At 56.4% G+C, this 25,512-nt stretch carries 11 protein-coding genes, 2 tRNA genes, 3 rRNA genes, 6 pseudogenes and 1 riboswitch; of the genes and pseudogenes, 8 read left to right on the top strand and 14 right to left on the bottom strand.

Annotation, left to right across the window (positions count from 1 at the left end; all coding sequences use genetic code 11):
- Positions 1-14: 14 nt before the first annotated feature.
- The 3 genes and pseudogenes from P0D84_RS48365 to P0D84_RS48355 form a co-directional block, all read right to left on the bottom strand.
- A pseudogene (locus tag P0D84_RS48365) lies at positions 15-770 on the bottom strand (ISNCY family transposase); the annotation flags it as partial.
- Positions 771-1,693: 923 nt separating this feature from the next.
- A complete protein-coding gene (locus tag P0D84_RS48360) occupies positions 1,694-2,398 on the bottom strand; it encodes a hypothetical protein (RefSeq protein WP_408351602.1) in 705 nt (234 codons plus the stop codon).
- A 223-nt stretch (positions 2,399-2,621) separates the two neighbouring features.
- Positions 2,622-2,835 (bottom strand): annotated as a pseudogene (locus tag P0D84_RS48355) (hypothetical protein).
- A gap of 395 nt (positions 2,836-3,230) precedes the next feature.
- On the opposite strand from P0D84_RS48355, the gene P0D84_RS48350 reads away from it, so the two are divergent.
- Positions 3,231-4,265, top strand: a complete 1,035-nt coding sequence (locus P0D84_RS48350; protein WP_408351599.1) for a hypothetical protein — start codon at positions 3,231-3,233, stop codon at positions 4,263-4,265.
- A 557-nt stretch (positions 4,266-4,822) separates the two neighbouring features.
- Here P0D84_RS48350 and P0D84_RS48345 read toward each other — a convergent pair.
- A pseudogene (locus P0D84_RS48345) lies at positions 4,823-5,171 on the bottom strand (transposase); the annotation flags it as partial.
- A 304-nt stretch (positions 5,172-5,475) separates the two neighbouring features.
- Positions 5,476-5,641: riboswitch (yybP-ykoY riboswitch) on the top strand.
- 11 nt (positions 5,642-5,652) lie between these two features.
- Between P0D84_RS48345 and mntP the strand changes: the two are divergent.
- Positions 5,653-6,219 (top strand): manganese efflux pump MntP, encoded by a 567-nt coding sequence (gene mntP, locus P0D84_RS48340; RefSeq protein WP_408351596.1) that lies wholly within the window; start codon positions 5,653-5,655, stop codon positions 6,217-6,219.
- A gap of 77 nt (positions 6,220-6,296) precedes the next feature.
- Complete coding sequence (locus P0D84_RS48335; protein ID WP_408351593.1) at positions 6,297-6,860, top strand: TIGR00645 family protein; 564 nt, start codon at positions 6,297-6,299, stop codon at positions 6,858-6,860.
- A gap of 1,271 nt (positions 6,861-8,131) precedes the next feature.
- Here P0D84_RS48335 and P0D84_RS48330 read toward each other — a convergent pair.
- Positions 8,132-8,641, bottom strand: a complete 510-nt coding sequence (locus P0D84_RS48330; protein WP_408351590.1) for a DUF4142 domain-containing protein — start codon at positions 8,639-8,641, stop codon at positions 8,132-8,134.
- 211 nt (positions 8,642-8,852) lie between these two features.
- Here P0D84_RS48330 and P0D84_RS48325 point away from each other — a divergent pair.
- A pseudogene (locus P0D84_RS48325) lies at positions 8,853-9,008 on the top strand (ATP-binding protein); the annotation flags it as partial.
- A 209-nt stretch (positions 9,009-9,217) separates the two neighbouring features.
- Here P0D84_RS48325 and rrf read toward each other — a convergent pair.
- From rrf to P0D84_RS48295, 6 genes are all read right to left on the bottom strand, one after another.
- A 5S ribosomal RNA gene (gene rrf, locus P0D84_RS48320) occupies positions 9,218-9,330 on the bottom strand.
- Between the two features lie 153 nt (positions 9,331-9,483).
- Positions 9,484-12,362, bottom strand: a 23S ribosomal RNA gene (locus tag P0D84_RS48315).
- Positions 12,363-12,699: 337 nt separating this feature from the next.
- Positions 12,700-12,775, bottom strand: a tRNA-Ala gene (locus P0D84_RS48310).
- A 75-nt stretch (positions 12,776-12,850) separates the two neighbouring features.
- Positions 12,851-12,927: transfer RNA gene (locus tag P0D84_RS48305), tRNA-Ile, on the bottom strand.
- Between the two features lie 64 nt (positions 12,928-12,991).
- Positions 12,992-14,522, bottom strand: a 16S ribosomal RNA gene (locus P0D84_RS48300).
- The 16S, 23S and 5S rRNA genes sit together here with 2 tRNA genes alongside, the layout of an rRNA operon.
- 380 nt (positions 14,523-14,902) lie before the next feature.
- Positions 14,903-15,148, bottom strand: a complete 246-nt coding sequence (locus P0D84_RS48295) for a hypothetical protein (protein ID WP_408351587.1) — start codon at positions 15,146-15,148, stop codon at positions 14,903-14,905.
- A gap of 120 nt (positions 15,149-15,268) precedes the next feature.
- Here P0D84_RS48295 and P0D84_RS48290 point away from each other — a divergent pair.
- Positions 15,269-15,534 (top strand): annotated as a pseudogene (locus tag P0D84_RS48290) (transposase family protein); the annotation flags it as partial.
- Positions 15,535-15,608: 74 nt separating this feature from the next.
- Here the strand turns inward: P0D84_RS48290 and P0D84_RS48285 are convergent.
- Both P0D84_RS48285 and P0D84_RS48280 read right to left on the bottom strand, forming a co-directional pair.
- Positions 15,609-17,813, bottom strand: coding sequence for an OsmC domain/YcaO domain-containing protein (locus tag P0D84_RS48285; protein ID WP_408351584.1), 2,205 nt, complete (start codon positions 17,811-17,813; stop codon positions 15,609-15,611).
- Positions 17,814-18,456: 643 nt separating this feature from the next.
- Positions 18,457-19,887, bottom strand: a pseudogene (locus tag P0D84_RS48280) (IS1182 family transposase).
- Positions 19,888-20,312: 425 nt separating this feature from the next.
- On the opposite strand from P0D84_RS48280, the gene P0D84_RS48275 reads away from it, so the two are divergent.
- The 3 genes from P0D84_RS48275 (at position 20,313) to P0D84_RS48265 (ending at position 23,447) form a co-directional block, all read left to right on the top strand.
- On the top strand, positions 20,313-20,549 hold the full coding sequence (locus P0D84_RS48275; RefSeq protein ID WP_408351582.1) for a hypothetical protein: 237 nt from the start codon (positions 20,313-20,315) through the stop codon (positions 20,547-20,549).
- 138 nt (positions 20,550-20,687) lie between these two features.
- Positions 20,688-20,891, top strand: coding sequence for a hypothetical protein (locus P0D84_RS48270; protein WP_408351579.1), 204 nt, complete (start codon positions 20,688-20,690; stop codon positions 20,889-20,891).
- A gap of 1,299 nt (positions 20,892-22,190) precedes the next feature.
- Positions 22,191-23,447, top strand: a complete 1,257-nt coding sequence (locus tag P0D84_RS48265; RefSeq protein WP_408351576.1) for a transglutaminase domain-containing protein — start codon at positions 22,191-22,193, stop codon at positions 23,445-23,447.
- Positions 23,448-24,422: 975 nt separating this feature from the next.
- Here the strand turns inward: P0D84_RS48265 and P0D84_RS48260 are convergent.
- Complete coding sequence (locus P0D84_RS48260; protein ID WP_408351573.1) at positions 24,423-25,370, bottom strand: LysR family transcriptional regulator; 948 nt, start codon at positions 25,368-25,370, stop codon at positions 24,423-24,425.
- Positions 25,371-25,512 lie beyond the last annotated feature (142 nt).

Here is a 25,512-nt window from a genome sequence, read left to right as displayed (position 1 = left end):
CACTATGCAGCGTAGCCCTTGGCCGAGTTGCTGTTCGCGCACCACGTGTCGATGTTCAGCCCGTACATCGCGCGGCCGAAGTGCGTGACACCCCGGTCGCCGGTCTGCGTGTGCGTCGGCCGGAATACGCTGGCCTTGTCGCTGTAGAACGCCGCGGGTTTGCCATGGTGCTCGATATACGCGCGCGTCGCCTCGAAGTAGCTGAAGGTCGACTCGCTTGCCGTGAAGTGCAGCGCCATCAGCCGGCTGGTGGCATCGTCGACGTACACCAGCAGCGTGCAGGCCGGCGCCCGGTCCTCAAACCAGCGGTGATCGCTGCCATCGATCTGGATCAGTTCGCCCAGACACGATCGCCGCGCCCGTGGCTGGTAGAGCTTCGGTGGCCGCTGCCGGCGTGGAATCCACAGACCCGCATCCGTCATCAGGCTTCTAACCGTCTCCCTGGCAAGCCGGATGCCATGACATTCGACCAGCTTCTCGCAGGCCAGCGTCGGCCCAAAATCGGCATAGCGCTCACGGATGATCGACAGCGCCCGATCGGCCTTCACCGGATCCAGCCGGTTGTTGCTGGGCTTTGAGCGCCGCCGCGACACCAGACCCGCCGGACCCTGGTCGCGCAGTCGCGCCACCAGCCGCCGGATCTGCCTCGTGCTCAGACCAAGCCGGTCCGCCGCCCGCCACGGCTTGAGCCTGCCGTCGGCGACGTCCTGAATGACCTTGAACCTGTCGAGCTCACGCATCGTCATCGTTATCCGTTCGGTCGCAGCCATCACAGCCTCCAGCGCCGGAGTACCGGCCGCTGGTCAGCTTACGCGCCACGAAAGCGGACATTTGAACTTGGCTATAAGCGGACATTATCAAAAAGCTCTGACAGGCGGTTTGTTGATAACTTTCATTATGTCAAATTAAAATTGAGGATGAGAACGGTCGACGGCCGCCGTCGGTTTTCATAAAACTGTTCTCGCTTCTTGCAGAAATTTGTTCCTAGCCGTGAGACGTGACACAAGCCGAGTGATGCCGCGGGCCCAGCCGCACTGACACTGCACGGAGCACCCTCAACCGAGAGCGCTTTCGTCGGAATTCAGATCGACCACTTGCGGCCGGCGTCGGCAAATTTCCAAGATTGCCTCAAAGGTCCACCGAGGGAACAATTTTCTGCAAAGCTTCTTGAGGCGAACTTGTTCCGATGCTTCTCCAAGCTCCGACTCGACTGGACGCGAGCAGGAACAAAATTCTGCAAACTAACGGCTTCCCTTGGTTTGCATAAGTGAGGCTACCGAATGAACGTCGCTTGTTGGCCGGCGACCACTTGATGAGACCGGCATACCCTTATGCAGTCGGTCGTCGCTTAGGTTAGGCTAAGCCATGCGCACGTATTGCTGGATGGAGTGATCAAGTTCGCTGATCAGTTGGGATTTTTTGCGTCTTGCAGCCATGTATAGCCCAGGTCGTCGAGATAGGAGCGGGCTTAGCACACGTATTCGTTGTCGGCAGTTTAATCAAGGCGGTCGAGTGACGGCCTGTGACCGACTTGCGCCGGATAGGCGCCCCAACGCTTATACATAGGCATCCAGTATGGCGAGCCGTTGGTGGACCTCATCCCTTTCGCTTGATCGGCTGCAATCTCAATGGGGCCTTCGGTGATTTTTTCTGTCCTCTTCGCGATGACGCTCGCAGTCTCCTTTCCGATGTCTCACGATGGCACTTCCTGATACAACATTTTTCTTCGATCTGGCTCGCTGGCATCAGGGATATTCAGGTACAAGAAATCAAATTGCGAGCCAATGGCTCGTATCTCGTCGTAGATCCCCTCAAATACGGCGATGCGGACGTGGCCGCCAAAAATCATTCTCGACGAGAGCAACTTAGAAACATGCTTCGCGCTATAGGCCAGAATGTCCTTGAAGTACCATGCCAGGAAGTCACAGGATGCGACTAGAACACTCTCTGCACTATGGTGTGGCCAAAACATCGGCCACTTTGGGATATTGAGCGACGCGTAAGTTTCCGCCTCAATGCTTACACCAGCGACATAATCGGCCACTGTCTCCTGTATGCCTTCGACGCCAAATCCGGTCTTCTTCGAACGCGGATAGACGAAGGCGTTTCGTGCTCGCGTAAGTTCAATCATCTTGCTAAATCGCGAATCGTGGGGACTGAGGGATTTACCTACTGTCATGTGGGCGTATAAATCCATTTTTGCGAGAAGCGGCAGCTTGTCGATCTCGTCCTTCAGCTTTTGGCTAACTTCAAGGGTTCCAATCAGGCAGTTCGCTGCGCTTTCGACACTAAACGAGTTCGCGGTAACGGAGGTCCGGGCGTGCCTGTTAGTTCTGTAGCGAGAGCCCAGGTCATCGTGGGCTACCGCGCTGGCTGCTGCTTCTCGCAGGCCCGGCATACGGCCTGCCGCCAGCGGCACAGCCGGCGAGCAAAAGCACCAGAGCGGGAAGTATTGACCGTGTTCCAGGCGCCCTTCTCATAGGACGTATCCTTCCCTACGATGGCGGCAACCCGCCCGGTGACATGCCGCCGCGCCCGGTGACATGCCGCCGCGCCCGGCGTCTCGTCGTCAAGTCGTTTCGTCCTTCGAGTGACGATGCCGTCTTGCTGCCGACTGATACCTACTTGTCGCCGCTGCCGAGCTCGCTGTGCTTGTGCGAGTGCGTCGCGCCGTGAACCAACTCGTAGTGCGCACCCTTGCCGCTGCGCGTTGGGGGGTAAATGCTCGCCTTCGACACACGTCACTTCGAAGCCGGCACCGGCGCCGCCTTCTTTCACCACCTTGTAGATCCCAGACGCCTGAACCTTCTCGCCGGGTCTGTGCTGTTCGGCCATGTCACGCTCCTTCGGTTTGCCTTTCGACAAGCAAGCGTTGTTCCCGCCTCGCCATTCGCAGCGTAGGTCAGCGAAGCGCGCCGCGAATGTTCGCGCGAGGCCCGCAGCCGTGCCCCGGCTTCGCTCCCCGAAAGTCTCTGTTCGACCCCACAAGAGACCTTCGATCTCACATCGCGAACGTCTTTTGCCACGCCGGTGTGGCAAACGCGGATTCGAGCGTCAAATCGTCCGAGTCCTTCGATCTTTTGGCGGATGCAGGTATGCCGAGGATGAAACTATCGCTGGAGGGTCTATTGTGAAAAGACCACCGAAGGCGGTCATATTTTCGTGACTTGAGTACTGCCCGCAATCGGCGCAGCGTGTCGCAGCACTTCTATTTTTAACTGGGGCGCACAATGGGCATCTCAATCGGAACATGGTTCGTAGCTGACTCGAAAGAAAACGAAACCGCATTCCCGCAAGTTGGAGAGCGCTCCTCAACGCTCGCTTTTCAGGACGTCTACTGGCGCTGCGTTGCGTGTTTTTACGTCACGAGTGTTGCAAATAATCCGCGCGCAAGGCACGTCTTCTATACAAACACCCATATTAGAAGTGTCGATGGTTTTGACATGCAGGCTCTGTTTGATCGACTTGGTGTGGAAGTTATCCAGCTTCCTGTCACCTACAGGCTCCCGCGAGATAAAGCTAAATTTTGGGGAAATCAGTTTTACATTCTGGACGTTATTAAACACATTGCCGGAAACGCGTCCACGGAAAAATTCATCATTCTTGACAGCGATTGCGTTTGGAATTCAAACGTAGAAAAGCTAAGCGACACTATCGATGAATTTGGATGCATTACCTATACGCTTGGCAATGAAGTGCACGAAATAAATTCGGCCATAAATGGTATTACGCGGCAGCAGATGAGGGCGGCCCTTAATGACTGGCAAAACATAAAAATCAAGCCGGGCGAGGATGAGCGTGTTGAATATAACGGTGGCGAACTGTTCGCTGCTACGCACTCCGAATGCAAGATTCTTGCTTCCATGATCGACAGCCTGTGGCAGTGGCAATCTGGACAACCAAACATAATTGGGTTTCTTGAGGAGGCTCATTTCCTCAGCATCTTATACGCGGCTCGCGGATACAAAAACTTCACTGCAAATCCGTTTATAAAGCGGATGTGGACAACATTCAAGGTCAACAACATCGAGAAGAAGGATCTCGAAATTGACATCTGGCATTTGCCTGCCGAAAAGAAAAGCGGGTTTCGTGCAGCGTTTCGACAACTTGTGGATGGCAAATTGCCAGACGACCCAGCCCGTTTGAGAACTTATTTTGCCCGCACTATGGGAATTCCTCGGCGCACCGCAGCAAAGTTCGTCGCGGATGCCTCGCGGAAGATAAACGAAAAGGCGCTTGCTCTCCTCGGTGCAAGATTGGCTTAGGAACCAATAACTCGAAGTCGCCCCGCGAGAATGCCTGTTACTGCTGACCCGTCACATGAAAGTAATAGGTACCGGAATAGCTGCCGGATGATGGGTATGCCGTAGATGTTTCCCGACAGGGTGCCAGATTCGAGCGGTGCAACAATCGTGGAATCGACCGTCCGCAACTGACCGAGGCCGTGTGGAAACTGTTTTCTTTTCACTGAAACTCATCTCGCCAGCCCGACCAAGCAAGTTTGGTAATTCCGGCCCGCGCTAACGTAACGTTTCGAGCGTAAAAGGCCCCTCCGGGCCTTAGGTTCCATTCATCTTCATCGCCTTTATTGCCGACGCTGCAAGGCGTCGAGTATGTGTTCGTGTTCCCATCGTCGGATACGGCGGTAATCGTTGGGTGAGCATCGCTCCTTGAGTGGGCAACGCGGACAGGCGCTGGGCCAGTACACCTGCAGCGTCATCCCGTTTTCAATGGTCGTGAATCGACGGATTGCGCGCTCGCCGGCGGGGCATCGATACTCGTCGTTCCTTGCGACGTAGACGAAGTCCCACTTGGTAAAGAGCCCGTCGATGGCCACCGTGTCGCTGGATAGCAGCTTCAGTCCGCGACACAGCTCGATGAAACGACGGCATACGTTGCGAATGGCCGAGCCGTTGTCGCGGCGAAAGTCTGCTAGACGGCACGCGGTTCAAATACCCATAGACGTAGATCTTGAGCATCACGCCTGGGTGGTAGGACGGGCGGCCGGTGACTGCGGGAGTGATACCGTTGAAACCGAGTTCCGCAAGGTCCAGTTCATCGACGAAGGCATCTATGACCCGGACTGGATCGTCCTGTCCGATATAGTCGTCGACGCATTCGGGAAGTAGTGCGACCTGCTTGCGGTCATCGCCTTCAACGAATCGCTCCATGAGACAACCGATCTCAGTGCGTTGATTCAGTTTAGGCGATCAATGCGTTTTCACACAGCCTCGACCGGGTCCGGTCATCCAGCGGCGCAATGCTAGTGGCTGTTCCTGGCCGAGTCCTGTCTCATGCAATCGGCATACACCTCTTCAAGCTCGCTGAAGCACGACGTCTTCGAACCGAGGCTGCTGGAGCAGATCGCCGCGCTCAATCGACTCGACGAGCTCGTCAGACACCTTGAGGTCTTGGAGCAAAACCGGCTATGTCATGCGAGTTTCATTACCTAAACCTTTCTTTGATGGTACGCTGAGGCCTGTCTTTGGGGAGTAGCCGGCTTCTACCCAGAAGCGCCTGCGCCAACATCCTCGGTCGCACAGACCGTGGTGCAGGTAGCCCTTTGGTTGGCAAGACCATCGACACACCTCGCGACCGGTCGGGCGCGGCGGTGTGTCGCGGTTTTCCGCCCGACCACGACTCACTTCTCTTATGAATCCCGTCGCAACGCTTTTCCTCGCTTTTGCAATGTCGACCGATGCCTTTGCAGCAGCAATTGGCAAAGGGGCCACTCTTCATCGCCCTCACTGGCGCGAAGCTCTGCGGACCGGCATCATCTTCGGTGTCATCGAAGCGTTGACGCCTTTGGTTGGCTGGTTCCTCGGGCGAGCCGCGGCCCAATATGTCTCCGCCTGGGATCACTGGATCGCGTTCACACTGCTTTTTGTTCTCGGGGCCCGCATGGTCTTCAACAGCTTTTCCGTCAAGGAAGCCGAGGAGACGAAACCGGCCGCTCATTCGTTCTGGTTGCTCGCGCTGACCGGCTTTGCCACAAGCATTGATGCGATGGCGGTTGGCGCTGGCCTTGCCTTTGTGAACGTCAACATCTATTCCACTGCTGCTGCAATCGGCCTTGCCACAACGCTCATGGTCACGATCGGTGTCCTACTTGGCCGTGTCATTGGTCACGTCGTAGGCAGGCGCGCAGAACTGGCGGGCGGTGTCGTGCTCATCGGCATTGGTTGCGCGATTCTGGTCGAGCACCTGCAGCTGTTCTGAAGATCCTCCCCCTTCAATCGAGTGCATATCAACTCGCCCAGGCGAGCTTTCATTCCCAACCCGTTACCTCCTGTTTCATGACACAAACCCGTCCCACAGATAAAACAAGCGGCCGTCCAAGCAACATCGCCGAACACATCCTTGAGCAAGGCATCTTTCAGAGCCGCTGGCTGCTTGCGCCAGTCTATGTCGGGCTTGCTCTGAGCCTTATTCTCATCCTGATCAAGTTCGGCCAGGAAAGCTGGGAGATGGCCCGACATGCTCTGTTCATTAGCGCTGACGACACCATTCTCGGCATTCTGTCGCTCATTGATCTTTCGCTTATGGGCAACCTGCTGCTCATGATCATGTTCGGCGGTTACCAGAACTTTGTGTCCAAACTCGAACTTGGTGGCCACGAAGACACTCCCGAATGGATCGGGCATGTGGGCTTCAGTGATCTGAAGCTCAAGCTGATGGCGTCAATCGTAGCCATCTCGGCAATTGAGGTCTTGAAGGCTTTTATGAAGATAGGTAGCGTGAGCAATCGTGAACTCGCCTGGGGAATCGGTATCCACATGACGTTCGTCGTCTCTGCTGTCCTGCTAGCGTTGATGGATTTGCTGATGGCGCGGGCGCGGAAGCACTCCCGGACGTCCTAGCTCTGCTGGACGGGACGGGCATGTCGCTCGCCCCGTGACGGCCGCAATAGCCAATGTCGAAAATTGGCCAATTTGCTCGTGCTGTGCTTCGCGCGATTCCATCGGAACGCCCCGCGTGATCTGCGAACGGCCGCCGTACGGCCTGAGTCCTGCCATTCAATGAGAGACACTCCCGTGCAGCGGGAACTAAATTTCCCACAAGGCCGCAGGCGCACGGTCCTCCCGGCGGAAGGCGCCAAATGGGACACGAAAACGGAAGTAAATTTTGGGAAATGCCGCAGATCTTGACGATCGAAGACGAACCGCGTCGTCGACCGTCAAGCATTGGACGCATCCGCTTTCGGTTTCCCGCCGCGGAAACTCCTGCCCGCATCGGCAAGGCTCGCGCCTCAGTGATGAACGGGCCGCACCGGTGATCCGATTGGCCGAATCACTGCGCCGCTCGCGCCTGGATTCTTCGCGGACGAAGTCGTTTCATGTGGACTGGTTGCGCAGTCGTACCCGTCCATTTGTTCATCGATGACAAAGTCTGCGACTCTCATCGCGTCCATCGAGTTGCCGTCCACGTCGTACCACTCGCGAATCGCGCGATTGACTTTGTGCGGCGACAGCAAGTAGTACGGCGTCGTTCTCGGTGATCTTGCCTTCAAGATCATCTGCTAGCTAATCCGCAACACGTAGAGCCGCGTCGATTAGATTGCTGTCGTCAATCAAGTCCGTCAATACCGCATGGACCACTGCGAGGCAGGCATCTTTGCGTGCAAGTGCGATATCTGTCATGAGGTTCTCCAGAGTCGAGGTGACAGGTTAGCGAACTTTGGCGGTCGCGTCATAGAACAAAGCGAACGCTACTCGGCCATCACTGCGACGAGTACGGCAACGGCGATATCAGGCGAAAACACAATTTACTCCGAGTTCGCCCCCCCTGCATATCGAATGCGCCCCCGGCGAAGCCGCCACAGCATTGCGGCGCTGTCGGGCACTTTGTAGTGCAAAACGGAGCGACTCCCAAACGCGCGTCGCCTTCTCCGCGCGAAATACTTCATCGGTCTAAGTCCACCTTTTTCCTCACGTCCACGTCCGCCCCACCGACAAAACCGGTACGGTAATTGTCAACGATCGGGGGCGTCGACGTCGAACGGTTGTTCTTTGCCGGCTACGGTCGTACGTATCCAACGCGGGCGACCCTTACGGAAATTTAATAAGCGAGCGAGAGCGTCGGACGCCGGCTCCAGATCGGATCGCCCTCACGCTGATCCCGCCCGCGCAAATCATCGTCGGAACCGCGGGTGTTCCAGCGCCAACTGCAAGCGGTGAGCTTGGTCGAGATGGAAAATAAAAGACGGGCGAGACCGGACGAGCAGCGCCTTTAACTCCGCGTTCGTCGTGGACCGAATGAAGGTGTTTACCGATTTGACCAGTTGTTGCAGGGAGATCACTTCGCGATCAAGGTACGCCTGATCGAACTCGTGAGCTTCGACTGCGTTGAGCCTCACAAGGTCGTCGTAGCTCTGCTGCGTCAGCGCATCGCTAATCCCGCTTCGTTGTGGAGTCGCCGCGAGTCTCTGCATCAATCCGGCGGTTTCCTGGTTGACCAGTCCATGCTCGTCAACCATCCGACTCGCGAAGATTTGTACGCTTCTCGACTGCGTTCTGCGCAAGGCTGTTTGGCCGGCCGCGATTTCCGCCTGATTCGCCACAAGGATGATGCCGACGATTTGTGCGTCGGTCAGACGCGCCTCCTGGCCAAATGCGCAAATCGTCGATGCGAGGAACAGCAACAGCGCTCCAGCGGTACGTTTAACGTTCATTGCTCCCCCCCGATTCGCGTTCCGGTCCTTGACTCACCGTTCACTGAGCGCGTCTACAACACAGTATACATACTACGCTTCCTCGATGGCTACATACGCTTGACGATGCCCGTCGAGGTCACGCATCCGGCCGAATTCATCGAGTTGAGGTGCCAGCAGCAGATGCAGACTTCTTGATGGTAACGTCCTCGGCGACGCGAAGATGACCACGGCGCTGCTCGACCGGCTCACGCACCACTGTCACATTGTAGAAACCGGCAACGATAGCTATCGTTTCAGGAACAGCATGACACAACCTGAAAAGGAGAGAAAACGAACCCCGAAACACCCAACCTGAAACCCCAAAACTGGATCAAAGGGTGGGTCAGTATTCGATGCAAATCCTGGGTCAAGATTCAGCGCAAATCAACAAGCGGTGCCCCAGTATCGACTGGTCGGCTCTGCAAATATCAAAATCCGGCTTCTTATTCCTAGGACTACAAATTTTTTGTGCATAAACGCAGAAACCCCACCTTTTGGGGGTGGGGTTTCTGTTACTGCAGGGGAGCCTGACGATTACCTACTTTCACACGGGAATCCGCACTATCATCGGCGTGGAGTCGTTTCACGGTCCTGTTCGGGATGGGAAGGGGTGGGACCGACTCGCTATGGTCATCAGGCATGACTTGTTGTCGCACTGCTCGTGGAGCAGTACAACCAATCTGGAAGAAGTAGTTTCTGGTGATGCTCACCAGGGGTAAAGCTGTTGGGGTTGTGTTGTTTCTGGCACAACACGTGATCTCAACCGTGGCGTAGTAAAACACACCGGTTATAGGATCAAGCCTTACGGGCAATTAGTATCAGTTAGCTTAACGCATTACTGCGCTTCCACACCTGACCTATCAACGTCCTGGTCTTGAACGACCCTTCAAGGGGCTCGAAGCCCCGGGGATATCTCATCTTAAGGCGAGTTTCCCGCTTAGATGCTTTCAGCGGTTATCTCTTCCGAACATAGCTACCCGGCGATGCCACTGGCGTGACAACCGGTACACCAGAGGTTCGTCCACTCCGGTCCTCTCGTACTAGGAGCAGCCCCCTTCAAATATCCAGCGCCCACGGCAGATAGGGACCAAACTGTCTCACGACGTTTTAAACCCAGCTCACGTACCTCTTTAAATGGCGAACAGCCATACCCTTGGGACCGGCTACAGCCCCAGGATGAGATGAGCCGACATCGAGGTGCCAAACACCGCCGTCGATATGAACTCTTGGGCGGTATCAGCCTGTTATCCCCAGAGTACCTTTTATCCGTTGAGCGATGGCCCTTCCATACAGAACCACCGGATCACTATGACCTGCTTTCGCACCTGCTCGACTTGTCGGTCTCGCAGTTAAGCACGCTTATGCCATTGCACTATCAGCACGATTTCCGACCGTACCTAGCGTACCTTCGTACTCCTCCGTTACACTTTGGGAGGAGACCGCCCCAGTCAAACTGCCTACCATGCACTGTCCCCGATCCGGATCACGGACCAAGGTTAGAACCTCAAACAAACCAGGGTGGTATTTCAAGGGCGGCTCCACGCAGACTGGCGTCCACGCTTCAAAGCCTCCCACCTATCCTACACAGACCGGTTCAAAGTCCAATGCAAAGCTACAGTAAAGGTTCATGGGGTCTTTCCGTCTAGCCGCGGGGAGATTGCATCATCACAAACACTTCAACTTCGCTGAGTCTCGGGAGGAGACAGTGTGGCCATCGTTACGCCATTCGTGCAGGTCGGAACTTACCCGACAAGGAATTTCGCTACCTTAGGACCGTTATAGTTACGGCCGCCGTTTACCGGGACTTCAATCAAGAGCTTGCACCCCATCATTTAATCTTCCGGCACCGGGCAGGCGTCACACCCTATACGTCCACTTTCGTGTTTGCAGAGTGCTGTGTTTTTATTAAACAGTCGCAGCCACCAGTTTATTGCAACCCCTTCACCCTAAGCGCGCAGGCGCGTCAGGCTACAGGGGCGTACCTTATCCCGAAGTTACGGTACCAATTTGCCGAGTTCCTTCTCCCGAGTTCTCTCAAGCGCCTTAGAATACTCATCTCGCCCACCTGTGTCGGTTTGCGGTACGGTCTTGTTAAACTGAAGCTTAGAGGCTTTTCTTGGAACCACTTCCGATTGCTTCTTCACCTAAGTGAATGGCGCCACGCCCTTGAATTACGCACCCGGATTTGCCTGAGTGCCTTCTCCAACGCAGCGACCGGGACTTCCAACACCCGGACAACCTTCCGCGATCCGTCCCCCCATCGCATTTAACAATGGTGCAGGAATATTAACCTGCTTCCCATCAGCTACGCATTTCTGCCTCGCCTTAGGGGCCGACTCACCCTACGCCGATGAACGTTGCGTAGGAAACCTTGGGCTTACGGCGAGGGGGCCTTTCACCCCCTTTATCGCTACTCATGTCAGCATTCGCACTTCCGATACCTCCAGCGCACTTTTCAATGCACCTTCGCAGGCTTACGGAACGCTCTCCTACCATGCACATAAATGTGCATCCGCAGCTTCGGTATATTGCTTAGCCCCGTTACATCTTCCGCGCAGGACGACTCGATCAGTGAGCTATTACGCTTTCTTTAAAGGATGGCTGCTTCTAAGCCAACCTCCTGACTGTTTTAGCCTTCCCACTTCGTTTCCCACTTAGCAATATTTGGGGACCTTAGCTGGCGGTCTGGGTTGTTTCCCTCTTGACACCGGACGTTAGCACCCGATGTCTGTCTCCCGTGATTGCACTCTTCGGTATTCGGAGTTTGCTATGGCGTAGTAATCCGCAATGGACCCCACAACCATGACAGTGCTCTACCCCCGAAGGTGATACACGAGGCACTACCTAAATAGTTTTCGGAGAGAACCAGCTATTTCCAGGTTTGTTTAGCCTTTCACCCCTATCCACAGCTCATCCCCTAACTTTTCAACGTTAGTGGGTTCGGACCTCCAGTACGTGTTACCGCACCTTCATCCTGGCCATGGATAGATCACCTGGTTTCGGGTCTACACCCAGCGACTGAACGCCCTGTTCGGACTCGCTTTCGCTACGCCTGCCCTAATCGGTTAAGCTTGCCACTGAATGTAAGTCGCTGACCCATTATACAAAAGGTACGCCGTCACCCCTTACGAGGCTCCGACTGTTTGTATGCATGCGGTTTCAGGATCTATTTCACTCCCCTCCCGGGGTTCTTTTCGCCTTTCCCTCACGGTACTGGTTCACTATCGGTCGATCACGAGTATTTAGCCTTGGAGGATGGTCCCCCCATCTTCAGACAGGATTTCACGTGTCCCGCCCTACTTGTCGTACACCCAGTTCTTCCTCGCTGTTTTCGTCTACAGGGCTATCACCTGCTATGGCGGCACTTTCCAGAGCCTTCGACTAACAATGAAGATAAAGAGTACAGGCTGATCCCATTTCGCTCGCCACTACTCTGGGAATCTCGGTTGATTTCTTTTCCTGCGGTTACTTAGATGTTTCAGTTCACCGCGTTCGCTTCTCGTGACCTATGTATTCAGTCACGGATACCTCAAAAGAGGTGGGTTTCCCCATTCGGACATCGACGGATCAAAGCTCGTTTGCCAGCTCCCCGTCGCTTTTCGCAGGCTACCGCGTCCTTCATCGCCTGTGATCGCCAAGGCATCCACCACATGCACTTGTTCGCTTGACCCTATAACGGGTGTGTCTCAACACCGATCCGAAGATCCATGCCTCGCCACAATCGCTACAGGTTGAGTATTCGTGTTGCGCCGTATTCCAAGGCAATCTTTCGATTACCTTTTCATACATTGATACAATCACAACCCTGATTCACCTACTCAACCACCCATCTCTAAGTGATCTTTCGTGAATCTCTTTACTACTTCTTCCTGATTGTTAAAGAACGACAGCCGATATGATGGTCGCTATGACCACCTATCACTCTGACTGGCTCAATCGCCAATGCCTGTTTCACTACACCGCAAACCTCTTGCAAGGTCCGCCGCAGTAAAACCGGCATTGAAGATTGGTGGAGGATGACGGGATCGAACCGACGACCCCCTGCTTGCAAAGCAGGTGCTCTCCCAGCTGAGCTAATCCCCCAGTCACACACAGATATTGCTATCTGTATTGATGCCCCAGGGGTTTCAGTCATTAGCGCAGCCACCGCAGAAACAGTGGTGGGTCTGGATGGATTCGAACCATCGACCCCCGCCTTATCAAGACGGTGCTCTAACCAACTGAGCTACAGACCCCTGAGTCTGTCTTTTTCACAGCCGATAAGCGTGAGCGCTCAACGCATTGACACGTTAGCTCGAGAAAGGAGGTGATCCAGCCGCACCTTCCGATACGGCTACCTTGTTACGACTTCACCCCAGTCATGAATCCTACCGTGGTGACCGTCCTCCTTGCGGTTAGACTAGCCACTTCTGGTAAAACCCACTCCCATGGTGTGACGGGCGGTGTGTACAAGACCCGGGAACGTATTCACCGCGGCATGCTGATCCGCGATTACTAGCGATTCCAGCTTCACGCACTCGAGTTGCAGAGTGCGATCCGGACTACGATCGGTTTTCTGGGATTGGCTCCCCCTCGCGGGTTGGCGACCCTCTGTTCCGACCATTGTATGACGTGTGAAGCCCTACCCATAAGGGCCATGAGGACTTGACGTCATCCCCACCTTCCTCCGGTTTGTCACCGGCAGTCTCCCTAGAGTGCTCTTGCGTAGCAACTAGGGACAAGGGTTGCGCTCGTTGCGGGACTTAACCCAACATCTCACGACACGAGCTGACGACAGCCATGCAGCACCTGTGTTATGGCTCCCTTTCGGGCACTCCCACCTCTCAGCAGGATTCCATACATGTCAAGGGTAGGTAAGGTTTTTCGCGTTGCATCGAATTAATCCACATCATCCACCGCTTGTGCGGGTCCCCGTCAATTCCTTTGAGTTTTAATCTTGCGACCGTACTCCCCAGGCGGTCAACTTCACGCGTTAGCTACGTTACCAAGTCAATGAAGACCCGACAACTAGTTGACATCGTTTAGGGCGTGGACTACCAGGGTATCTAATCCTGTTTGCTCCCCACGCTTTCGTGCATGAGCGTCAGTATTGGCCCAGGGGGCTGCCTTCGCCATCGGTATTCCTCCACATCTCTACGCATTTCACTGCTACACGTGGAATTCTACCCCCCTCTGCCATACTCTAGCCCGCCAGTCACAAATGCAGTTCCCAGGTTAAGCCCGGGGATTTCACATCTGTCTTAGCGGACCGCCTGCGCACGCTTTACGCCCAGTAATTCCGATTAACGCTTGCACCCTACGTATTACCGCGGCTGCTGGCACGTAGTTAGCCGGTGCTTATTCTTCCGGTACCGTCATCCCCCCGGGGTATTAACCCAGAGGTTTTCTTTCCGGACAAAAGTGCTTTACAACCCGAAGGCCTTCTTCACACACGCGGCATTGCTGGATCAGGCTTGCGCCCATTGTCCAAAATTCCCCACTGCTGCCTCCCGTAGGAGTCTGGGCCGTGTCTCAGTCCCAGTGTGGCTGGTCGTCCTCTCAGACCAGCTACAGATCGTCGCCTTGGTAGGCCTTTACCCCACCAACTAGCTAATCTGCCATCGGCCGCCCCTGTAGCGGGAGGTCTTGCGATCCCCCCCTTTCCTCCGTAGAGCGTATGCGGTATTAATCCGGCTTTCGCCGGGCTATCCCCCACTACAGGACACGTTCCGATGTATTACTCACCCGTTCGCCACTCGCCACCAGGGTTGCCCCCGTGCTGCCGTTCGACTTGCATGTGTAAGGCATGCCGCCAGCGTTCAATCTGAGCCAGGATCAAACTCTTCAGTTCAAACCTGTTACTGTTTTTCGGTTCTGTTACGAACCGGTCGCTCACTCAACGTACTGACGAATGATCCTCCTGCCAGCGCGTTTCCACCCCAGCAGAAAAACCTTCCTTTCATTACTGTGTGAGACTTGATACTTTCGCTTCCAGCAAACCCCGAAGAGTTCACTGCGCGTCGCGCATCAAGCGCCCACACTTATCGGCTGTTAATTTTTAAAGATCACTCGCTTAGAAGCTCTGCTTTCTTGCGTCCGTCATCAGACGGGAGGCGAATTATGAGGATCCACCACCACTCCGTCAAGCATATTTGAAAATTTCTTTTTTTGGGGCTACTGAGTTGAATTTAGTCACTAAGGAGTTAAGTCTTCGCGATTTGTGAGAAGACTTCAGTGTGCTGCGGCCAGAACGGGAACGATGTTGAAACGGGCGAGCGAGCAGGCGGCAGCGATGGCGGCACGGCCCAGACACGTGAGGTAGTAGCGGTAGGTATGGGCCACCTTCTTGATCAAACCGAGTGTGCGCAGTCGCGACAGCTGTCGGCACATCGCCGGGGCGCTCATGTCCACATGTCGGGCCAGATCGGCACGGCGCAGGCCGGCGTGGTTCAGGAATCGGCCGAATTTGGGTGTCAAGGACGAGCGTCGTCGTCCCGCCTGTCAAGGCCATATTAATTAGCAATGCGATATAAATGGAGGTCGTGGACCTCCCGGCGGCGTTGTCAGGTTGTTGGGGTCGTCGCGTAAGATTCCGCGATGACGAAATCAAAATCGCTGTATCACGGCCACCGTTTCCCCGCTGGTGTTATCAGTTGCGCCGTGCGTTGGCATATTCGCTTCCAGTTGAGCCTGCGCGACATTGAGGAGTTACTTTTCGAGCGCGGCGTGGTCGTGACGTACGAGACGGTCCGTTGCTGGGCAACAAATTCGGTGCAGGCTTTGCTCACCGCGTGAAAGCGGCCCGACACAAGACAGCGAGCACCGGGCATCTCAACGAGATCTTTGTGACGCTGCGCGGTGATGGTCGCTCGGGTATCCAACATGCGTTTGTGCTGGGGATGAACGGCATCATCGCATCCAGCCATGACTCGAAATCCTAATGCGCTGTAGCCGCCACATTCGCCCGCGCCTTATGCAATTTTTTGTAACTGTCGATCAAGCGGTCGTGCCTATCGAGACCCTCCAGTTTCATACTCGTTGGCGTTAAACCATAGAACCGCACGCTGCCGTCTACTGACCCCATTACCGCGTCCATCCGAGCGTTGCCAAACATCCGACGGAAGTTAACCGTGTAGTCGTCCAGTTCCAGGTCGTCATCGAGCAGCACCTCCAGCACCACATTCAAGGCCTGGTAAAACAATCCGCGCTCGACCGTGTTGTCGTTGTACTGCAGGAAAGCTCCCACCAGCTCTTGCGCCGCCTCAAATTGCTGCAAGGCGAGATGAATCAGCAGCTTTAACTCGAGAACGGTTAGCTGCCCCCAGCCCGTATTCTCGTCAAATTCGATGCCGATCAAAGTGGCAATATCGGAGTACTCATCCAGCTCACTGTTCTCCAACCGCTCAAGCAGTGCCGCCAGGCCGGCATCGTCCAGGCGATGCAAGTTCAAAATATCGGCGCGGAACAACAGCGCCTTGTTTGTGTTATCCCAGATCAAATCCTCTACTGGATAAACTTCCGAATAATCGGGCACCAGAATCCGACAGGCTACGGCACCCAGCTGGTCATACACCGCCATGTACACCTCTTTGCCCATGTCTTCGAGAATGCCGAACAAGGTTGCTGCTTCCTCGGCATTGGAATTTTCACCCAGGCCAGAAAAATCCCACTCAACAAACTCGAAATTCGCTTTGGCGCTGAAAAAGCGCCACGACACCACACCGCTGGAATCAATGAAGTGCTCAACAAAGTTATTTGATTCAGTTACGGCGTTACTGACAAAGGTCGGCTGAGGTAAATCGTTCAGGCCTTCAAAACTACGCCCCTGCAGCAATTCCGTTAGACTCCGTTCCAGCGCCACCTCGAAGCTTGGATGTGCGCCGAACGAGGCAAAGACACCGCCTGTCCGCGGGTTCATCAATGTGACGCACATCACCGGGTAGGTCCCACCCAGCGACGCATCCTTTACCAGCACCGGAAAGCCCTGCTCTTCCAACCCCTGAATCCCAGCCAGAATGCCAGGGTATTTCGCCAGCACTTCGTGCGGCACATCAGGCAATGCGATTTCACCTTCCAGAATTTCACGCTTTACCGCCCGTTCGAAAATTTCGGACAGACATTGCACCTGCGCTTCGGCCAGCGTATTACCGGCACTCATGCCATTGCTGACGAATAGGTTTTCGATCAGGTTGGACGGAAAATACACCACTTCGCCGTCCGACTGCCGCACATACGGCAGCGAACAGATACCGCGCTGCACATTGCCGGAGTTGGTGTCGTACAGATGCGAGCCATACAACTCGCCATCGGGATTATAAATTTGCAGGCAGTACGCATCCAGAATTTCAGCCGGCAGCGCATCCTCAGGGCCAGGCTTGAACCAGCGCTCGTTCGGGTAATGTACAAACGCCGCATTGGCGATGTCTTCGCCCCAAAATGCGCCGCCATAGAAATGGTTGCAATTCAGGCGCTCGATAAACTCCCCCAACGCCGACGCCAAGGCGCTTTCTTTGGTTGCTCCCTTGCCATTGGTAAAACACATCGGTGAGTGCGCATCGCGGATATGCAGCGACCACACATTGGGAACGATATTGCGCCACGAAGCGATTTCAATCTTCATGCCCAAGCCCGCCAAACTGCTCGACATATTGGCGATGGTTTGCTCCAACGGCAGATCCTTGCCCGCAATATAGGTGCTGGCGTCAGAAGCCGGCTTCAACGTCAGCAAGGACTGAGCATCGGCATCCAGGCTCTCCACCTCTTCAATTACAAACTCGGGTCCTGCTTGCACCACTTTTTTGACCGTACAACGGTCGATGGAACGCAAAATGCCCTGGCGGTCTTTGTCGGAGATGTCCGCCGGCAACTCAACCTGAATCTTGAAAATCTGTTGGTACCGGTTTTCCGGATCAACAATATTATTCTGCGACAGGCGGATATTTTCGGTAGGAATATTGCGAGTTACGCAGTACAACTTCACAAAGTAAGCTGCACACAAGGCCGAAGAGGCCAGAAAATAATCGAAGGGACCAGGCGCCGAGCCATCGCCCTTGTAACGGATAGGCTGGTCGGCCACTACCGTGAAGTCATCGAACCTGGCTTCAAGACGTAGCTTATCGAGAAAGTTGACTTTAATTTCCATGGGGGAATCCTAAAAATAGCGTTCAAAATAATGTAGCCGCTATTATCCGTCGCCAGGTGCAGTTGCACCAAACCGGAACGCCACGAGTTCCTCCCACATTCTCAGAATGCGAGAACTTCCAAGCGACAATCCAAAATATAAAGTCCTGTAAAAACAGGGATTTAATAGTCAATCAACTAGCAAATAATGTTTCCCGACGAAAATTCTGCTCCCAATCGATTGTCAATTCAGTGGCTGCGCCCTTGCGGGAACGGGGTTGCTGCCAGCGTGTGTATCGATGATACCGTCACGCATACCGCAAAACCCAATCGCCAGCATCAGCCTTCGACATAACTGCGTCGGAGAATCAATTTGCGTTTTCGCTGAACGATCATAAACACTGGGCATTTGAGCACGATTTCTGCGGAGTTGCACTTTTTCCTTATGTTTGCTCCCGGCTTTCGACACACCGACACGGCATTGTCAACGATCTCCGCGGTGACGTCGACCGCCCGCTCATGGCCCGTGAGCGTGTCAAAACGCGTAGCCACTGGGAATTGACGAAGCCCTGTCTCGGCGCGGATCGCCGCATGTCGATTGCGGCAAGCCGAACGTCAAATCACAGCCGCACACATCACGAAGGCTCAACAAGCCAATACGGGCGTCACGCCCGCATCGCCTTCATAACCGCTTCTGAACCGAGTAGTTTGATCACCCGCTTCATGTTGTACACCAGCGCGTGCAAACTCATTTCTGTGCTCACCCGCCCGATGCTCCGTGTCAGGAAATGAGTGACTCCCATCCATGCCTTGATCGTGCCGAACGGGTGCTCGACAGTCTGTCGCCGGATGCGCATCATCTCGGGCGCATGATCAAGTCGCGCCTGCATCTCATCAAGAACAGCTTCGTGTTCCCAGCGTGTCACGCGATGTTGAGGGCCTGGCGTGCACTTCCCTTTTAGCGGACATAGCTGGCAATTCGAACTCCAATATTTACTGATCTTCAGACCGCGCTCAACAGTTGAGAATCGCCAGATTAGCCGCTGGCCCGCCGGGCACCGATATTCGTTCGTCTGTGCCTTATAAATGAAGTCATCCTTACCGAAGCGGCCATTAGCCGTTGCGCTTGATGTCACCGTCTTCGGAACGAACACGCTTATTCCGGCCTATGGCATGCGAGTATCTCCTCGCTCTTTGTAGTAGCCCCGATTCGCAACTGCAGTGAGTTTGTCGACGGCCATCTCTGTACGGGCAAGCTTCGCCATCGACGCCAACTGATCACGATCGATGCCATCATTGGTAACGATGTGCGCGACGATCAGGTGATGCTTTGTGTCAGCCGCGGTCTGCACGTTATACCCGACAACCCCCGTTCCTTGTGTCTTCATCGAACGAGCATCTGGATCCGTGAGCGATACCTGTTTGTCGGGTGCTGCGTCGAGTTGGACCTCGATCTCCTTGAGGCCTCGCATCTGCTCCTTCAAGGCCGCAATCTTGTCTTGCAGCCGCTCCGTCCTGACCTTCGCGATTGCAGGCTCCTGACGATCCGCTGTGTCCATCGCCGCGAGATAGCGAGCGATACTTGACTCGATGTCGCGCATGCGTCGTTCGAGCTTGGCACTGGTGAAGTTGCGGTCGCGATGGTTCACCGCCTTGAACTTGCTGCCGTCAATCGCAACGATCGCTTCGGCGAAGAGGTCCAGACGCTGGCACGACACGACGAACTGACGGCAGACGATACGGATCGCTTTGCCGTTGTCTTTACTGAACCGCGCAATGGTCTTGAAGTCCGGTGCCAGGCGGCCCGTGAGCCACATCAGTTCGACGTTGCGCCAGGCCTCGCGTTCAAGGCGGCGGCTCGACTGAATACGGTTCAGGTAACCGTAGATATAAATCTTAAGCATCACCTCGGGGTGATACGACGGCCGACCAGTCAAAGCTGGTTCGACGCCTTCAAACCCAAGCTTATGAAGATCAAGCTCATCGACAAAGACATCAACTACGCGCACGGGATTTGTGTCCGTCACGTAGTCAGCAAGCGCTTCTGGCAGGAGAAAGCTTTGCGTACGATTGTCGCCTTGAACGAACCGCTTCATCTTGCTCATCCCTCGCTATCGGATGGAAAATTTTGGCACTCCAAAAAGTGTTTTGACACGATCTGGGCCGGGTCCTGCCGGATGGTGGTCATCCCTGATCGACCCACACCGGCCACCTGTAGCCTGAGCGGAAGATGGTCGCGCCTGGCATATGCACGACCGGTCGGGACGACCACGCATATGCACCTCTTTTCGCGAGTTGGATACTGGAAACGAGCGATTCCTCTATGGAGCGGTCGTGGTGCCTCCCCGCAAAAAAGCGGTAGCTCGGGAATAACCGGAAATTCCGCCCAGGTGTTGCAGGAACGTGCCGCGTTCTCGCAACGAGGCTTTATGCCTTTCTTGAAACGGCACGAAATCCCCGCGCATGCTGCGTTACTTCGGTCAGCGCTGGGGTTGTATCCACGCCCATGCTGGAGAATACGATGAAGACTCTGACCTTGATCCCTATTGCCGCATTGGCGTTGTGCGCCACGCTCGCCTATGCGGGTGGCAACACTGATACATCCAGTACGGCATCCGACAGCAACGCCGCGATGACGTCGGACGCTGTGGGCGGCACGTCCGTCGGCGGCAACGCTCGCACGCGACGTTTCGGCTCCGTTCGCTACTGTAGTGTTGGCGTGCGGGCAACTGAAATCATCTCAGGTGGCGGCCGTTAGCCGACCACGCCTCACTCCGATGCCGTTGGATGGACAAGCCAGCGTGAACCAGCGCGATGGCACAACATATGCATTGGTTCCGGCAAGCGTCCGGCCGCTCGTCCAGTCCTCATCCTCTACCCACCTAAGGAGCGCATCATGAAAGCACTGACGATCATGGACATTTCCACGTCCATTGACCTGGACCGCGTGGCGATGGCCGAAATTCACGGAGGCCGCATGAAGCTCATCGGCCAACATGCCAACGGCACAATATTAACGTCGGCCGACGGGGATCCCGTGGGCGTTTACGTCGACGGCGTGCTGCAGAATTCTGCGGGCGACGGCTATTACCACGTTTGATATGGCCAGGTGAGGCGCGCGCTCTGTGGCGCGCCCCGTCGACAATGCCCGGTATCCTTGTCCTATAGCCCGCCGGGCACATCACAGGCGAGCGTCGCAAACCGGGGAGCCACTCCCGCCTTTCAATCCATCGCGGCCTCAACGGCAGCTCTCAAAGGGATGCTGTTGAAAAGTCGCGGCAGTTTGTTAGCCCACCGCCGGCCAAAAAATCGACCTCTCAGATCGGCCTATAAGCCGTTCGTAGGCCTCGGTTAAGGGTAAAGCGACCCATGAAAACCTCGCTATGTAGACCGTCGCCGACTTTTTTCAACAGCATCCAAGGTACAACGGTCGTTAAGGTTAAGGCTCGCGTCGTCCGGCAAATAGTCGGCCAAAACAGACGGTCAGCGGGAATGGAAAATCCGTGTCGGCAAAAGCGGCCGATCTCTGATTCAGCGGACTGTGTATTCCCGCCCCCTTTGTAAAGGACTCGACTATGCGGGCTTGAAACTCAAGCTGATGTCGAGGACGCCATCTTGGTAGGATGCTGGAAACCAGGCCGCTATCGATCTGACGACACTGAGAGACTGCGGATTGAGGCGCAAGCCGAGTCTCTAACAACTGGCAACTACCCCATGAGCTGGACGCATCCCGCCTCAAGGTAGGTCCGCGTCTCACCCAAGTCGTCGAGGACATGTCGATACGCGGCGACGAACGCATCGGGTATAGGGCTTTCGCCAACACGGGCAACAAACGCGGATACGAAAGTTTTCGCCGCAGCAGGCGATAGCGGCCAGAACGACGTGACAATATAGTCGAAGCCACACGCTTTAAGCCGATAGGCAAGGCCTTCTGGCTCCCAGTCCAAAGCGCTCTGTCAGTCCAGCACCCCGCCCCGGCATGACAATACGACAGCCACATCCGCTGGATCGCGAAAGCAATCCAGCCCCTTTCAAGACCGCTCACGCCAGCATGAAACCGGCGAATTCGCGCTCCCTCGCAACGCCCTCCTCCCCCGATCGTTTCTCACCGTACGCCGCCGAACACATGCCGCGTCCCAAACGACATTACGCTGCAACCTGTTGGCCTTGAGCCACCATCCAGCACCCTGACGGTCCACATATAACTCTGCACAATCGGCGTGCGCGCCGCGCACCGCCTGTCCGTCCGGTTCCTGCACGTTCACACTAACGATTGGCACGTCATGTGCAGTGTTCCGGGCGACACCCGGCGGTGGCCGTATGAGCAGCCCGGGCAACCTTGAAGCGGGTCGGCACGTTCCGTACTCGCCCGAATTGTGGGGATCGTATGTGCGGGCGATTGCATCGTCGATTACTGTGCAGCATCGTTGCGCTCGTGGTTGCGATCGCGGTGATCGACAGCGTCTGCCCTTCGCGCAGTGAGCCGTCTTCGCTGACGATTCAGGGCGGCGCGATCGTTCGTCCCGTCGTAGCGGCCGTCGAGTCCACACCGCCCGCGGCAGCGGTCATTCCGGCTGCCGCGCAACCCGAACCCGGCCGGGAAAACGCCTCCGAAGCGGCGCAGGACGCGTTCGATCCCGGCATCGAACGGCTGCGCAGCGCGACGTGGTGGGAGGCGAACCGGAAGCTGCGGCCTCAGCTTGCGCAGGTCGGCGACCTGATGTTCGTTGCGACGTTGTTCGAAGGCGAAACGCGACCGTCCGCCGAAGGCGCGTCGCGCGTGCAGCGTCTGCGCGACGCGATGCGTGCGCATCGGCAACTCAAGCCCGCAGGCTGGAACCGGCTCGTGACGCAGGTACGCGACGCGCGCGCAAAGGCGGGCGATTACACCGCGCTGATGCTGGCCAACGCCTTGATCAATGAAATCCGCTATCGCGACGGCACCGACGGCAGCTACTATCCGCCCGCGCGCTTCTTCGCCGAGAGCGGCGTCTGCAAGGACTTTGCGGTCGCCAAGTACCTGCTGCTGCGCGAAGCGGGCTTCGACGCGTCGCAATTGCGCCTCGTCTCGCTCGCGCCGCGCTACAACAATACGCCCGACGACTGGCATGTGATGCTCGTCGTGCAGGCCGATGGCATGGCCGCACCGGTCGCACTCGACTCGCCGGCGCCTCTCGTGCGCAAGCGCATCGGCGAGGCGTCCGACGACGCAGTGCCCGCCGACACGGTCAACGCCGCCGATACCGCCAGCAAGTCCGATCCGCAAGCCGGTCCGGCCGGCCCGTCTGCGCTGCTTGCAGCGATCCTCGCCGGCCGCAAGCCCGCCGACGCGGTACTGCGCGCGCCTTCCGGGCCCGCGGTCGTGACACTCGGCGCGTCCGGGCAGGCTGAACGCCCGCTTGCCGTCGTCTTCAATGAGCAAGGCAGCCTGTCATTCGAGCGCGAAGCGCCTGTCGGCACACACCGGCTGCCCGCCTCCAAACTGCGCGGCGCGCGCGCGATCGTCGCGGACGGCGCAGGCCAATCGTGGAGCGTAGATTCATCGGGCGTCTTTCCGAAGTGGCAGTTGACCCGTGCGGGCGGCGCCGCGCCGCTGTCGGACGCACTCAAACCGGACCTGCGCCAGATCGACGCGCGCAGCAGCACAGCCGGTTAACCTCACGCCATTCCCCTCCACCCGCATCGCGCGGCCGAAAACGCGGCGACAGCGATGCTTTTCTGGGCCTCGGCGTCATGGGCCCTTCCTGCCGCACCTGACCGGGGCCGTACTCGATCACCCCACCATTTTGCGGCACCACCGTGTAGTCTGTGCGGTTCCACGACCATCCACTGATTAGACGATCCGTGTAGCGCAACGCCTCGTATTCCCCGCTCCGTTGATACCCGTCCGGCTTTCCTAACGTTGATTCGACCTCATGTTTGGATATGCCCTCATGAATGTCGCCCATCTTTTGGCCAGTCACACGTCCACCCATCAGCTCAGTCAGTGCAATCGCGAGTGCCCGCTTCTTCATTATTTTGTCCGCATGTATGCCGAACGCAATTAGCGTTGACTATCGAGAAAACGCCGCACCCATTCGACGCGTCGGCTAACCCCGTCGACCGTCCATGAGAACGTTTCTGTTGAGTAAAAATAAAGTCGTATAGTGGAGAAAATAAAGTTGTATAGCGCCTCAGCATGAGGCTTGCGACAAAAAAAGTTTGGCATAACTGACGGCAGGCATTGCGCGCTCCAACTTGAATTGGCACGTCTGATCAGTAACCTAACGGCTAGGTCGCGCTTTTGTCGGATGACCGCCATCGACCGATGCTGTTGAAAAAGTCGCTGCTCTGCTTTTTCAAATCACCGGTGAGAAAATCGACCTCTCAGACCGGCCTACAAACCGCTGGCGAACGCCGGTTAAGGGTAAGACCCCTGAAAACCTTGTGAGAGAGACGTCAGCGACTTTTTCAACAGCATCGGCCCGCAACTGACGGTCGGGTCGGCGCGCCGCCAACGGTCGCTTGCGGGGCGGAACCGACTCCGAAATGTCCGACCGACGACGTCTGTGAGCGGCAGTTTATGGCGCCAGATCCAGTTGCTCGCTCGACCGCCTCGATCAGCCCGCTCGACCCGATGTCTTGTTTCGAACTACGAGCTTTTTTGCACGGACTTCGTTCTGCGTGTTTGCATCGCCGAATCCGCGAACAGGTCGATCACCACCCCGCGCAGCCAACGATTGCCTTCGTCCTGCTGGACTCGCGCGTGCCAGAGCAAATGGATCGGCGCGGCGGGCAACGTCGAAGGCAACGCGCGTAGGCTCAGTGAGAACGGCGCTGCCAGCTGCAAGGCCAGTCGCTCCGGCACCGTGGCAATCAGATCGGTGCGTTGCAGGATGTAGCCGACGCTCATGAAGTGCGGCACCGTCAATCGCACCCGGCGCTGCACGCCTCGCCGTTTCAGCCAGTCGTCCACCTGACCGTGTCCGGTGCCGGCGGACACCACCACCAGATGCTCGGCTTCACGCCAGGCAGCGAGCGTGAGCGGCGCATCTTCGAGCGCATGGCCGCGCCTGAACAGGCAGACATATCGCTGATCGAACAGGCGGCGCTGATAGAAGCCGCCCTTGAGCTGCGGCAGCAGGCCGATGGCGAGATCGACCCGGCCCTTGGCCATCTCGTTGCTCAGATTGACGCTCGTGTCGCGAACGGTATTGAGCGCGATGCCCGGCGCCTCGCGCGACAGTCGTTCGACAAGCGCAGGCAGAAAGACGACCTCACCGATATCGGTCATGCCGATCGTTATCGTGCGCCTGGCACGCAGCGGATCGAAACCGGTCTCGGGATTGAGTGCGGCGTGCAGGATCGCGAGCGCCTGAGAAACCGGCTCTGCGAGGCGCAACGCGAACGGCGTGGGCACTACTCCGCCCGGCCCGCGCACGAACAGCGGGTCACCGAGCCGTCGACGCAGTTTGGCGAGGGCGTTGCTAACGCCGGGCTGACTCATGTTCATCTGCTCGGCTACGGTCGATACTCGCCGCTCCTGCATCAACCGTTGGAAAAGCAGCAGCAAATTGAGATCAACTTCACTCAGATTCATGACGCGGGTATCCCGGCTTCATTGATTTCAGTGATGATGCAGATTCACCCCATTTTATTGTGAAATGGACGACCAGCGCCGAGAATTCAGACACGGCGCACGCATCCGACTTCAGCACGGTATGCGTGCCGTGCCGACTCAA

It is taken from the genome of Paraburkholderia sp. RL17-337-BIB-A, assembly GCF_046025895.1.
Classification (GTDB): domain Bacteria; phylum Pseudomonadota; class Gammaproteobacteria; order Burkholderiales; family Burkholderiaceae; genus Paraburkholderia; species Paraburkholderia fungorum_C.
This window is presented reverse-complemented; position numbering and strand designations above follow the sequence as displayed.

Excerpts from the sequence above, each read along its gene's own strand:
- P0D84_RS48360 (WP_408351602.1), bottom strand. The coding sequence starts at position 2,398 with ATGCCGGGCCTGCGAGAAGCAGCAGCCAGCGCGGTAGCCCACGATGAC.
- P0D84_RS48350 (WP_408351599.1), top strand. The coding sequence starts at position 3,231 with ATGGGCATCTCAATCGGAACATGGTTCGTAGCTGACTCGAAAGAAAAC.
- mntP (WP_408351596.1), top strand. The coding sequence starts at position 5,653 with ATGAATCCCGTCGCAACGCTTTTCCTCGCTTTTGCAATGTCGACCGAT.
- P0D84_RS48335 (WP_408351593.1), top strand. The coding sequence starts at position 6,297 with ATGACACAAACCCGTCCCACAGATAAAACAAGCGGCCGTCCAAGCAAC.
- P0D84_RS48285 (WP_408351584.1), bottom strand. The coding sequence starts at position 17,813 with ATGGAAATTAAAGTCAACTTTCTCGATAAGCTACGTCTTGAAGCCAGG.
- P0D84_RS48275 (WP_408351582.1), top strand. The coding sequence starts at position 20,313 with ATGAAGACTCTGACCTTGATCCCTATTGCCGCATTGGCGTTGTGCGCC.
- P0D84_RS48270 (WP_408351579.1), top strand. The coding sequence starts at position 20,688 with ATGAAAGCACTGACGATCATGGACATTTCCACGTCCATTGACCTGGAC.
- P0D84_RS48260 (WP_408351573.1), bottom strand. The coding sequence starts at position 25,370 with ATGAATCTGAGTGAAGTTGATCTCAATTTGCTGCTGCTTTTCCAACGG.